The 12,169-nt window shown below is 61.4% G+C and carries 17 protein-coding genes; all 17 read left to right on the top strand.

Features of this window, described 5'->3' with window-relative positions; all coding sequences use genetic code 11:
* Positions 1-22: 22 nt before the first annotated feature.
* The 17 genes from bla (at position 23) to KA217_07530 (ending at position 12,020) form a co-directional block, all read left to right on the top strand.
* A complete protein-coding gene (bla, locus tag KA217_07610; GenBank protein MBP7712313.1) occupies positions 23-907 on the top strand; it encodes a class A beta-lactamase in 885 nt (294 codons plus the stop codon).
* Between the two features lie 385 nt (positions 908-1,292).
* Positions 1,293-1,766 carry a DUF2924 domain-containing protein gene (locus KA217_07605; protein MBP7712312.1) on the top strand — a complete coding sequence of 158 codons (474 nt, stop codon included), beginning with the start codon at positions 1,293-1,295 and terminating at the stop codon, positions 1,764-1,766.
* The gene (locus KA217_07600; protein ID MBP7712311.1) at positions 1,763-3,175 is read left to right on the top strand and encodes a recombinase family protein; all 1,413 of its coding nucleotides are present in this window, start codon (positions 1,763-1,765) and stop codon (positions 3,173-3,175) included. Before KA217_07605 ends, KA217_07600 begins: the two co-directional genes overlap by 4 nt.
* Entirely contained in the window at positions 3,172-3,636 is a 465-nt protein-coding gene (locus KA217_07595; protein MBP7712310.1) for a hypothetical protein, read from the top strand. The genes KA217_07600 and KA217_07595 overlap by 4 nt, the downstream gene beginning before the upstream one ends.
* A 174-nt stretch (positions 3,637-3,810) precedes the next feature.
* Complete coding sequence (locus KA217_07590; GenBank protein ID MBP7712309.1) at positions 3,811-4,074, top strand: helix-turn-helix domain-containing protein; 264 nt, start codon at positions 3,811-3,813, stop codon at positions 4,072-4,074.
* 11 nt (positions 4,075-4,085) lie between these two features.
* Positions 4,086-4,562 (top strand): hypothetical protein, encoded by a 477-nt coding sequence (locus KA217_07585; protein MBP7712308.1) that lies wholly within the window; start codon positions 4,086-4,088, stop codon positions 4,560-4,562.
* Between the two features lie 5 nt (positions 4,563-4,567).
* The gene (locus KA217_07580) at positions 4,568-4,849 is read left to right on the top strand and encodes a hypothetical protein (GenBank protein ID MBP7712307.1); all 282 of its coding nucleotides are present in this window, start codon (positions 4,568-4,570) and stop codon (positions 4,847-4,849) included.
* A 2-nt stretch (positions 4,850-4,851) separates the two neighbouring features.
* On the top strand, positions 4,852-5,610 hold the full coding sequence (locus KA217_07575) for a hypothetical protein (GenBank protein MBP7712306.1): 759 nt from the start codon (positions 4,852-4,854) through the stop codon (positions 5,608-5,610).
* Complete coding sequence (locus KA217_07570; protein ID MBP7712305.1) at positions 5,610-6,470, top strand: ATP-binding protein; 861 nt, start codon at positions 5,610-5,612, stop codon at positions 6,468-6,470. The genes KA217_07575 and KA217_07570 overlap by 1 nt, the downstream gene beginning before the upstream one ends.
* A gap of 5 nt (positions 6,471-6,475) precedes the next feature.
* Positions 6,476-7,105 carry a hypothetical protein gene (locus tag KA217_07565; protein ID MBP7712304.1) on the top strand — a complete coding sequence of 210 codons (630 nt, stop codon included), beginning with the start codon at positions 6,476-6,478 and terminating at the stop codon, positions 7,103-7,105.
* A gap of 9 nt (positions 7,106-7,114) precedes the next feature.
* Positions 7,115-7,603 carry a hypothetical protein gene (locus KA217_07560; GenBank protein MBP7712303.1) on the top strand — a complete coding sequence of 163 codons (489 nt, stop codon included), beginning with the start codon at positions 7,115-7,117 and terminating at the stop codon, positions 7,601-7,603.
* Positions 7,600-8,337: a hypothetical protein gene (locus KA217_07555; protein ID MBP7712302.1), complete on the top strand. Its 738-nt coding sequence runs from the start codon at positions 7,600-7,602 to the stop codon at positions 8,335-8,337. The genes KA217_07560 and KA217_07555 overlap by 4 nt, the downstream gene beginning before the upstream one ends.
* Positions 8,334-8,561: a helix-turn-helix domain-containing protein gene (locus tag KA217_07550; GenBank protein ID MBP7712301.1), complete on the top strand. Its 228-nt coding sequence runs from the start codon at positions 8,334-8,336 to the stop codon at positions 8,559-8,561. The genes KA217_07555 and KA217_07550 overlap by 4 nt, the downstream gene beginning before the upstream one ends.
* A complete protein-coding gene (locus tag KA217_07545) occupies positions 8,554-10,845 on the top strand; it encodes a hypothetical protein (protein MBP7712300.1) in 2,292 nt (763 codons plus the stop codon). The genes KA217_07550 and KA217_07545 overlap by 8 nt, the downstream gene beginning before the upstream one ends.
* Positions 10,846-10,971: 126 nt before the next feature.
* Complete coding sequence (locus tag KA217_07540) at positions 10,972-11,436, top strand: hypothetical protein (GenBank protein MBP7712299.1); 465 nt, start codon at positions 10,972-10,974, stop codon at positions 11,434-11,436.
* Between the two features lies 1 nt (position 11,437).
* Positions 11,438-11,641 (top strand): hypothetical protein, encoded by a 204-nt coding sequence (locus KA217_07535; GenBank protein ID MBP7712298.1) that lies wholly within the window; start codon positions 11,438-11,440, stop codon positions 11,639-11,641.
* Positions 11,634-12,020, top strand: a complete 387-nt coding sequence (locus KA217_07530) for a helix-turn-helix domain-containing protein (GenBank protein MBP7712297.1) — start codon at positions 11,634-11,636, stop codon at positions 12,018-12,020. The genes KA217_07535 and KA217_07530 overlap by 8 nt, the downstream gene beginning before the upstream one ends.
* Positions 12,021-12,169 lie beyond the last annotated feature (149 nt).

Genomic DNA, 12,169 nt, shown 5'->3' with positions numbered 1-12,169 from the left:
ATGTAATGAGGAGAAAGCTAAATTGAGAATCAAAGCTATCGTGGGTACAAAAATCGCGCTTACATGCGTCGTTGTATCGTTTTTCTCTACCCCAGTTTGCGCTCTGGAGACCGGGAGGCTGATTGATGTTGTACGGGCTGAAGAGAATACTCTGCAAGCCAGGGTAGGCATGACTGTGTTTGACGCAAACACCAGCACGACTTGGAACTATCGGGGCGACGAGCGCTTCCCTCTGAATAGTACGCACAAGACATTTTCCTGCGCAGCATTGCTCGCTAAAGTCGATGGGAAATCGCTCTCGCTGAATCAGTCGGTATCGATCAACAGGGAAATGCTGGTCACATATTCGCCGATAACGGAAAAGTCGCTGGCACCTGAAACCATCAAATTAGGCAAAGTTTGTCAGGCGGCGGTGAGTTATAGCGATAACACGGCGGCTAATGTTGTCTTTGATGCCATTGGAGGATCAACTGGATTCAACGCGTACATGCGGTCTATCGGCGATGAAGAAACCCGGCTTGATCGCAAAGAACCCGAGTTAAACGAAGGTTCACCAGGCGATCTGCGTGACACCACCACTCCCAATGCCATAGTCAGTAGTCTGAGAAAGATACTTCTTGGCGACGTATTGTCAGCCTCATCCCGATCCGAGCTTACACAATGGATGCTGGACGATCAGGTCGCCGGAGCGCTCCTGCGCTCCTCTCTTCCATCCGACTGGAAGATCGCCGACAAGACCGGTGCGGGTGGCTACGGCTCGCGCTCGATCGTCGCGGTAATCTGGCCGCCATCGAAGAAGCCGGTGGTGGTTGGAATTTATATCACGCAAACCCAAGCATCCTTGCAGGCCAGCAATCAGGCAATTGCAAGAATAGGAGCAGTGTTCAAAGATGCGATTCTCCGTTGAGGCATCAAACGTCCTGACAGCACGAGGAAACGAGAGGTATTGGAGCTCGCATTGGCTAGTGACGATGATCGCCAAAACCGCGCACTCCCGCTAAATCACGTTACGCGAAGTGCTCTTGGTTTCTAGCATGAGCAGCGTTACCTCAAGGAACGCTTGCCATCATGCACGACATCGAACTCATCTCCATCGACCGGGGCACCCCAAGCCCCCGACACGCGCACGAAGAAATCGCTGACTTGCTCTCTGCAGCATTGTTGCGACTGCGCACCAGAAATTCAGCGTCGGACGATTCAAATAAATCTGGCCATAGAGAGCCGGTTTGCCTTGGCTTCCCCGGCCAACAGCGCGTGAATGCGAACCCCGATCACAACAACGGAGTTCGCCCATGACAGCACACGCAACCTCACCAACGCCCGCCTCAGTCGCCGCCCGCGTCGCGGCTATTCCCCATCTTTCGATGGATGATCTTTGGGCTCTCTGGGACGACCATTTCGATGAACGGCCGAATCACCACCATCGGGTCTGGTTGGAAAGTCGCCTGGCCTACCGGATGCAAGAGCGCGCGTTTGGCGGTTTGAAACCGTCACTGCGCAAGAAGCTTGAGGAGGTTGGCGAAACCGGCATCTTGCCCAAGCAACTGCGCGGCGATAGCCAACGCCTACTGCCCGGTACCGTCCTGACACGCATCTACGACGACATTGAACATCGTGTGCTGGTGCGCGGATCGAATGATTTCGAGTACCAGGGGCAACGCTTCAAGAGCCTGTCCGCTGTAGCCAAACGCATCACAGGCAGCCATTGGTCAGGCCCGGTGTTCTTTGGTTTGAAGGCACTTGCTTCGAAGAAGGGGGCAGCATGAGCTCAGTGCGTCGAAACCAGATTCCCGCAGTCACGCCAAAGAAGCGATGCGCCGTCTACACACGCAAGTCCACTGACGAAGGCCTCGACCAGGAATACAACAGCCTCGAGGCACAGCGTGATGCGGGCTTGGCCTTCATTGCAAGCCAACGACATGAAGGCTGGATTGCCGTCGACGACGGATACGACGACGGCGGCTACTCGGGCGGCAACATGGAACGGCCCGGGTTGCGCCGCCTGATGATCGACATCGAGGCGGGGAAGATCGATACCGTGGTCGTCTACAAAATCGACCGCCTCACGCGCAGCCTGCCGGACTTCGCAAAGCTGGTCGAGGTTTTCGACCGCAACGGCGTCTCCTTTGTCGCGGTCACGCAGCAGTTCAACACCACCACATCGATGGGGCGATTGACGCTCAACATCCTTTTGTCATTCGCGCAGTTCGAACGCGAGGTCACCGGCGAACGCATCCGCGACAAGATCGCCGCCAGCAAGGCCAAGGGCATGTGGATGGGCGGAGTCCCGCCTCTTGGATACGACGTGGTCGAACGCAAGCTCGTCATCAATGAACGTGAAGCCGCGCTGGTGCGTGACATCTTCCGCCGCTATGCCGAGCACGGCTCGGCTGCGCGACTCGTCCGCGAACTGGATATGGAAGGGTATACCACTAAGGCATGGGTCACCCAGTCCGGCCGGGAGCGATTGGGGCGCAGCATCGATCAGCAGTACCTCTTTACCTTGCTGCGTAACCGCATTTACCTCGGTGAAATCTGCAATCACGAGACGTGGTACTCGGCCCAGCACGACCCCATCATTTCTCAAGAATTGTGGGACGCGGCACACGCCTTCATTGAGAGGCGAAAGCAGGCACCGCGCGAACACCGAGCCAAGCATCCGGCACTGCTGGCGGGACTTCTGTTCGCACCGGATGGCCAACGCATGTTGCACTCCTTCGTCAAGAAGAAAAATGGTCGGCAGTACCGCTACTACGTGCCTTACCTGCACAAGCGGCGCAACGCAGGTGCCAGCCTGGCTCCGCATACGCCGGACGTGGGCCACCTGCCTGCCGCCGAGATCGAAGATGCCGTGTTGGCGCAAATCCATGCTGCGCTCTCATCGCCGCAAATGCTGATCGCAGTGTGGAGATCCTGCCAGCAGCATCCGGCGGGGTCGACGCTGGACGAGGCACAGGTGGTGGTCGCCATGCAGCGCATCGGTGACGTGTGGTCGCAACTGTTCCCTGCCGAGCAGCAACGGATCACACGGCTGTTGATCGAACGCGTGCAACTACACGGGCACGGCCTGGATATCGTTTGGCGGGAGGACGGTTGGATCGGATTCGGTGCGGACATCAGCACGCATCCCTTGATCGAAGAGTCCCAAGAGCGTGTCGAGGAGGCTTTGGCATGAATGCCACGACCCACCAGCGCCAGCGCGCCGTCCGCATCGAGATTGGAGCCGAGGCGCGCAGTTATGTCAGCGAGGGGCAGCGGGTCACCTTGGTGCCCCTGACGATCAAGCGCCGCCAGAACCGGAAGCTGCTGATACCGCCAGCCCCCGAGATCGCGGACCGAATCGGTGGCTTCGATGTGCCGATGATCAAAACGCTGGGCAAGGCCTTCTACTGGAAGCGCTTGATCGACGATGGCACCTACTCCACGACAACGGACTTGGCGCATGCCTTCAAAGTGGAACCGGGCTGGGCTGCCGAGGTCTTGCGCATGACCATGTTGGCCCCCGATATCGTGGAGGCGATATTCGAAGGACGTCAGCCACGCCACCTGAATCTGCACACCTTGCGTGGCCGCCAAGAGCAACTACCGCGCGATTGGGCTGCGCAGCGTCGATTGCTCGGTTTCTCCGACGCCTGATCTGCTTCCAGACACACCCGATGACGGCGAGCCATGTGCTCGCCGTTTGCTTTTCTGCACTGGGCCATTGGCGAACCTGGAGTTCCGTCGTGGTTCGCCATTGCGTCCCTTAAAGGTTCGCCACCCGAAGTTTGGAATGACACCTGTTACTCAACAACGTCACAGGAGCATTCCATGCAGACACCAACCAGCGGTATCCCCCGGTCGCCACAGCAGGCGATCAACACCATGTCACCCGGTGATCGCCGCGTGCTCAACGAAAACGAGCTCGCGCAACGCTGGGGCGTGAGCCCCAAGACTTTGCAGCGCTGGCGCAGTGAGGGTCGCGGTCCACGCTACCTGAAGCTGTCCAAGCGTGTCGGCTACCCGGTCGACGCGATCCTCGAGTTTGAGCGCGAAGCGCTGCACGACTCGACATCCGAACGCGCGGCGGTTTGAGGAGAGATGCGATGAATGACATCACCATCTTCCCTGCCGACATCGCCGAGATGTCGGTCAGCCAACTGGCCGCATTGCCGCCCGCGCAGAAACACGAGATCGACAAGAACCTCGATGCAGCCATCGACTGGCTGAAGAAGGCGCGCACCAAGTTCGATGCGGCACTGGATCAGTGCTACGGCGAGCAGGCACGCACCGCGCTGCGCGAGTCCGGCCGTGACTTCGGCACCGCACACATCAGCGATGGCCCGCTGCACCTGAAGTTCGAGCTACCCAAGAAGGTCAGCTGGGATCAGAAGCAGCTGGCTGAGATCGCTGAACGCATCGTCGCCTCAGGCGAGAAGGTCGAGGGTTACCTCGACATCAAGTTGTCCGTCTCCGAATCCCGCTTCACGAACTGGCCGCCTGCTTTGCAACAGCAGTTCGCCGCCGCTCGCACCGTGGATTCCGGCAAGCCGTCTTTCACCCTTTCCATCGATTCGGAGTAATGACCATGAGCACCAATCTCATCGCCTCGCTGCGTCAACAGCTGCCGTCCATCTACGGCGAACACCTCCCTGACGAAATCCGATATCGCCGCGCGGACGGTCAGGACGTCGTTGTCCCGCTCAATGCCGCCACTGTGGACGAGCTGGCTTTTGCCATCCAGACAGCCAACGCGGAATCGCTGGCGCTCGGCCGCCGCCGCACCGCGCTGGAAGAACTCCACACCGAGGTGCGCAAACGTGCCGCGCGTGGAGCCGACCGCATCGCCGATGTGTCTTGGGAGGACTGATCATGAGCGCGATCATTCCCTTCCAGTTCGAAGCGCACGCCGTGCGCGTCCAGGTCGATGAACTCGGGCAGCCGTGGTTCAACGCCACCGATGTCTGCGACGCCCTGGAGATGGGCAATCCGTCTCAGGCGATCAAGTCCCACGTCGATGCCGAGGATCTCCAGAAATTGGAGACCCTTACGGCAGGTGGCCGTCAACGCCAAAACCACGTCAACGAGTCGGGGCTTTACGCCCTGATCCTCGGTAGCACCAAGGATGCCGCCAAGCGCTTCAAGCGCTGGATCACCGGTGAAGTGCTGCCTGCAATCCGCAAGACAGGCGCGTATTCCGCCGCCACCACGATGGCTGCCTTGCCCGCGCCGACCCAAGATCGCGTCACCGCCATCCTGCTGATCGGCGAAGCGGTCGCCAAGGTACCGGGCGTCAAGACCGGCATTGCAATGGCTGCCACGTTGACCTGCATTCAGGAAAACACCGGCCTGACCACGGAAGTGCTGCGCCGCGCTTTGCCTGCCGCCAACGAGCCGATCTGCTCGCTCAACGCCACACAGCTCGGCAAATTGCTGAGTCGCTCAGCCAAAGCCACGAACCAGTTGCTGGCATCCGGCGGCCTTCAGTTCCGCAACGACCGGGACGAGTGGGAACTGACCGAGGCCGGTGAAGCATGGGCCGAAGCCATGCCGTACTCCCGCAACGGTCACAGCGGCTACCAAATCCTCTGGAATCCGGCGGTCGCGGAACAACTGAAGGAGGTGGCGTGATGTTCCTCCCGATCATTTCCGCGCAGCAGCGCTTGGCCGAACGCAAGGGTGTGAAGTTGCTGATGCTGGGCAAGTCCGGCATCGGCAAGACCACCCGGCTCAAAGACCTCGACCCTGCCACCACCTTGTTCCTCGATATTGAGGCGGGCGATCTCGCCGTGGCCGATTGGCCGGGCGACACCATCCGCCCGGCATCGTGGCCGGAAAGCCGCGACTTTTTCGTGTTCCTCGCAGGCCCGGACAAGTCACTGCCGCCGGAGAGCGCGTTCTCGCAGGCGCATTACGACCACGTCATCGAGAAATTTGGCAGCCCGACGCAGCTCGACCGCTACCAGACCTTCTTTCTCGACTCGATCACGCAGTTGTCCCGGCAGTGCTTCGCATGGTGCAAGACGCAACCCGGTGCCACCAGTGACCGCTCCGGCAAACCGGATCTGCGCGCGGCCTATGGCCTGCTCGGCCAGGAAATGATCGGCGCACTGACCCACTTGCAGCACGCACGGGGCAAGAACGTGGTGTTCGTCGCCATCCTCGACGAGCGCCTCGATGACTACAACCGCAAGGTGTTCGTGCCACAGATCGAAGGCAGCAAGACCAGTCTGGAGCTGCCCGGCATTGTCGATGAGGTCGTGACACTGGCCGAGATCAAGGCCGACGACGGCAGTGCTTACCGCGCCTTCGTCACCCACACCGTCAATCCCTACGGCTTCCCGGCCAAAGACCGCAGCGGTCGTCTCGACCTGCTGGAGCCGCCGCATCTCGGCGCACTGATCGCCAAGTGCGCAGGCCAGTCGCCATTGCCCATGCCCGGCAGCACCGGCACCCCCACCGCAGAAAACACCACCGAATCCAAGGAGTAATCGCCATGTCGTCCAACTATTTTGATTTCCAAGATGCCGATCCCCAACAGTCGGGCTTTGACCTGATCCCCAAGGGCGCTGTCGTGCCAGTGCGCATGACCATCAAGCCCGGTGGCTATGACGATCCGGGACAAGGCTGGGGCGGCGGCTACGCCACCGAGTCCTTCGAAACCGGCTCTGTCTACCTCGCCGCCGAGTTTGTCGTCACGGCGGGCGACCATGCCAAGCGCAAGATGTGGAGCAACATCGGCCTGCACTCCAAGAAGGGGCCGACCTGGGGTCAGATGGGGCGCAGCTTTATCCGCGCCGCGCTCAACAGCGCCCGCAACGTCCATCCTCAGGACAACAGCCCGCAGGCCGCCGCCGCGCGCCGCATCCAGGGTTTTCATGAACTGGATGGCCTGGAGTTTCTGGCGCGCGTGGACATTGAGAAGGATGGCAAGGGCCAAGACCGGAACGTGGTCAAGATCGCGGTCGAGCCTGATCACCCCGACTACGCAAAACTGATGGGCGTGCCGCCCAAGGCTCCGGGCAGTGGACATTCCGGCGCTCCGGCGCAGGCGGCTGCGCCTGCGTATCAGGCACCGGCTCCACAACGCGCACCGGTGACCGGCAAGCCGTCGTGGGCACAGTGAGGGAGGCCGATGAAATGCTGGGTCTGCAAACGACAGGCCCGGGGATTCGGCCACACCGACAACCGTCACGGTGTCGGCCATCCCCGGCGCTATCCCATCGACTGGGTGTTCTGCTCACAACGCTGCCAAAACGCGTTTCATGCGCTGTACGGCAACTGGCTGCGGGTCAAGGAAGGTCGCGTCGACAGTACGGGGGTCGCCATGATCGATCCATCTGATGTCGAACTGGCCGCGATGAAGAAGTGCCTCAAGGCCTTCGGCGAGGCTGCGGGCGAGATTGGATTCACCAAGCCGCTGGGCGACTACTCCGAAGCCGAGGCGCTGCAAGTGATCGACGCCATCGTCACTTGCTACACCGAGGCAATGGTCGCGCACCACGAGGCGAGCAAGTACCCACCGGTACGCGGCATGACGCCTGCGCCCGACCCTCTGGCCAACCCGTTCGCGGATCTGGAGGACGACCTGCCCTGGGAAGAGCCGAAGGGGAAGAAGCCATGATCGACTTCAACTCCTCATCGAGCATCTCGGGTCAGGTCACCACCCTGGTGGACACGGGCCTGCAACAGGCTCGCGCCCGCCAGTCCGAGCGCCAGTACCTCGGGGCCTCACGTCTCGGCGTGGCCTGCGAGCGAGCGCTGCAGTTCGAGTACGCCAAGGCACCCATCGACCACGGGCGTGACACCCCGGGCCGAATGCTGCGGATCTTCGAACGCGGTCACGTCATGGAGGACTGCATGGTTGCGTGGCTCCGGGACGCGGGCTTTGACCTGCGCACCCGCAAGGCCGACGGCGAGCAGTTCGGTTTCTCGGTGGCCGATGGCCGCCTGCAGGGCCACATCGACGGCGTCATCGTCGGCGGCCCCGAGGGCTTCGCCTATCCCGCGCTCTGGGAATGTAAGTGTCTCGGCAACAAGTCCTGGAGCGATCTGGACAAGAAGGGCCTGACTCTCTCCAAGCCCGTCTACGCCGCGCAAGTGGCGATCTACCAAGCCTATCTCGAACTGCACGAGCACCCGGCGATCTTCACGGCACTCAACGCCGACACGATGGAGATCTACACCGAGCTCGTGCCCTTTGACGCAGCACTGGCCCAACGCATGTCGGATCGGGCGGTCAAGGTCATCACGGCGACCGAGGCGGGAGAGCTCCTGCCGCGCGCCTTCCATGACTCGACCCACTTTGAATGCCGGATGTGCGCGTGGCAAGACCGCTGCTGGAGGACACAAGCATGAATACCTCGAATTTGAATCACGTACTGGGCGAGCAGCTGATCGACGTGCGCCAGGCTGCACTGATGTTCAATCTGCCGTCGTATTGGCTCTCTCAAGCCAAGGAGCGACAGGAGCGTCGCATTCCGCATTACCGCGTCGGCAAACTGGTTCGCTTCAAACCCAACGAGCTGGAAGCCTGGATCGCTGCGCAGCAGACGTCACACGAGGGTGGTGCCGATGCTTGATTTCAATGACACATCACCACCGGGAGAAACGGGCCGGCGCAACGTCAATGACAGCGAGCGGGACGAGATTCGCACTGAACTGATCGCACGGATGGAATCAGTCCTGACCACGATGTTTCCGGCAGGAAAGAAGCGTCGTGGCAAGTTTCTGATCGGGGACATCCTGGGCAGCCCGGGCGACAGCCTTGAGGTGGTACTCGAAGGCGACAAGGCTGGTCTCTGGACGGATCGTGCCACGGGCGATGGCGGTGACATCTTTGCCTTGATCGCCGCCTACCTCGGGGCCAACGTCCACACCGACTTTCCCCGGGTGCTCGACGAGGCAGCTGATCTGCTCGGTCGTTCGCGATCAGTGCCGGTACGCCGCGCCAAGAAGGAAGCTCCGGTTGATGATCTCGGCCCGGCCACGGCCAAGTGGGACTACTTCGATGCCACCGGCAAACTGATTGCGGTCGTGTACCGCTACGACCCACCCGGGCGCAAGAAGGAGTTCCGTCCGTGGGATGCCAAGCGGCGCAAGATGACTCCGCCCGATCCGCGCCCGCTGTACAACCAGCCGGGGCTGGCTGCCGCTGGTCACGTTGTGCTGGTCGAGGGCGAGAAGTGTGCGCAGGCCCTGATCGCCATCGGCGTGGTGGCAACCACGGCCATGCATGGCGCAAACGCTCCCGTCGATAAGACCGACTGGTCGCCGCTGGCGGGCAAATCCGTGCTGATCTGGCCTGACCGGGACGCGCCAGGCTGGGATTACGCTGACCGTGCATCGCAAGCAATCCTGAACGCGGGTGCGACCACGGTCGCCATCCTGGTGCCACCCGATGACAAGCCGGAAGGATGGGATGCGGCTGAAGCCATTCCGGACGGCTTCGATGTGAGGGGCTTCCTCGCCGTCGGCGAGCGGATGCCGGTGATGCGGTCGGTCGAGGAGACGCCACCACCGGATCTGCTGACCGGTGTCGACTGGACTACGGAGGACGGCTTGTCCTCGGCCTTCACACGCCGCTATGGCGAGGACTGGCGCTACTGCGCGCTTTGGGGCAAATGGCTGGTCTGGACCGGCGTGCGCTGGAATCCGGATCAGGTGCTCTATGTGTCTCATCTGGCGCGCGGTATCTGCCGGATGGCGTCACTCAAGGCGGACAGCCCTCGGCTCACAGGCAAGCTGGCCAGCTCCGCCACGATCTCGTCCGTCGAGAAAATCGCACGCTCCGATCCCAAGCACGCGTCCACCGCCGAGGAGTGGGATGCCGACGTCTGGGCGCTCAACACACCAGGCGGTGTGGTTGATCTGCGCACGGGCCGCATGCGACCGCACCGGCGCGATGACCGGATGACCAAGGTGACCACGGCCACACCGCAGGGCGACAGTCCGACGTGGCGCGCATTCCTGGCCGACGTCACAGGCGGTGACGCTGAACTGATTGCCTACCTGCAACTGATGGTTGGCTACTGCCTGACGGGCGTGACCAGCGAGCACGCGCTGTTCTTCCTGTACGGGACCGGCGCGAACGGCAAGTCGGTGTTCGTCAACGTCTTGACCACCATCTTGGGCGACTACGCGGCCAACGCGCCGATGGACACGTTCATGGAGGCGCGCACCGACAGGCATCCGACCGATTTGGCGGGCCTGCGCGGTGCCCGCTTTGTGTCCTCCATCGAAACCGAACAGGGTCGGCGCTGGAACGAATCCAAGGTCAAGGCCATCACCGGTGGCGACAAGGTGTCTGCGCGTTTCATGCGCCAGGACTTCTTCGAGTACGTGCCGCAGTTCAAGTTGGTGATCGCAGGCAACCACAAGCCATCGATCCGCAACGTGGATGAGGCGATGAAGCGGCGACTGCACCTGATCCCGTTCACGGTGACGATCCCGCCCGAACGACGTGACGGCAGGCTGACCGAAAAACTGCTCAAGGAGCGGGACGGCATTCTGGCGTGGGCGGTCGAGGGTTGCAGCCTCTGGCAACGCCAAGGACTGAAGCCGCCCGCCAGTGTGGTGTCGGCGACCGAGGAGTATTTCGAGGCCGAGGACGCGCTCGGGCAGTGGATCGAAGAGCGTTGCTTACTGGCCAAGACCCACCGCGAAGGCGTTTCCGAATTGTTCGCCGACTGGCGTGAATGGGCTGAGCGCGCGGGTGAGTACGTGGGCTCGGTCAAGCGCTTTTCCGAACTGATGGCGGCCCGCAAGTTCGAGAAGTGTCGGCTGACCGGGGGCGCACGTGGGATCACGGGCATAGCCCTCAGGCCCAAGCCGTACAGCCACGGCTACCCCTACCGAGATGACTGAGCAATCCGGGCGAGTGACGGATTTGACGGGTTTCCTGATTGACGCGCTACGCGTGCGCGCACGTAAAGGCTGTTTTCCAAAGAACCCGTCGCATCCGTCACTCGCCCCCCGAACTGGAGTACGACGATGAACACGACAATCTTGGCCCTTGATCTGGGCACACACACCGGGTGGGCTTTGCAGCACCTGGACGGCACTATCACCAGCGGCACGGAGCACTTCAAGCCGCAGCGATTTGAAGGAGGCGGCATGCGTTTCCTCCGTTTCAAGCGCTGGCTCAACGAATTGCTCTCGGCCAGCAACCACATCAACGCGGTGTTCTTCGAGGAGGTTCGACGGCACGCTGGCGTTGATGCGGCGCACGCCTACGGTGGCTTCATGGGACACCTGACCGCGTGGTGTGAGCATCACAACATCCCTTACCAGGGTGTTCCAGTCGGCACGATCAAGAAGCACGCGACCGGCAAGGGCAATGCGGGCAAGGACGACATGATCGCGTCCGTCCGCCTGCGTGGTCACACCCCAGTCGACGACAACGAAGCCGACGCCCTGGCCTTGCTGCACTGGGCTGTCGAGACGCAGGAGGTGTGACATGAAGGTGCCGACACCCCAATACCGCTGCCCCCTCGGTCGTCTGCAACCTCAGGCCACGGATCTGGATGCGATCAAGGAACGTGGCTGGCGTGACCAACACATCCTGGTGGTCAACGCGTCCGACGAACGTCTGGACTTCATCGAGCGCGAGATCGTGCGACGCATCGGTGACCGACTCTACGGAGGGCGACGCAATGACTAAGTGGACTATCGATGACGTTGCTGCTCGGTTTGAAGAGGCCGCAAGCACCAGTCGACGGTTGCCTCCTGTTCGAGTACAGGGATACTTCAACTGCTGGCCCGCCATTGTCCGGAGCGAATGGGAGACCTTTGCAGCGGACGAGAGGGTGTACCGATCCTTTCCGCCGAGTCCAGACGCGATTGAGCGAATGCTGGAGGTCATGCGCTGGGTGCAGTGGCTCACAGTTGAGCAACGTCATCTCGTATGGATGCGCGCGAAGCGCTATGGCTGGCGGGACATCACGATCCGCTTTGCCTGCGACCGCACGACGGCATGGCGGCATTGGCAGCGGGCATTGCAGACGGTCGCAGATCAACTCAATGGTGTGGTGATCGCGTAGGGTTTTGGCGTGATTTGGCGCGTATGGTCGGAGATGTGCTCCATCACGCGGCAATCAGCGGTTTTTGCCCCTGCAACAAAACGACCTGATCTTGCGTAGTATTCATCTATCGTCTGGACAGAGGTGACGGCAGAGGAAGCAGCCCAGAA

Source organism: Gammaproteobacteria bacterium, from assembly GCA_017999615.1.
In the GTDB taxonomy this organism is placed as follows: Bacteria; Pseudomonadota; Gammaproteobacteria; order JAABTG01; family JAABTG01; genus JAGNLM01.
This window is presented reverse-complemented; position numbering and strand designations above follow the sequence as displayed.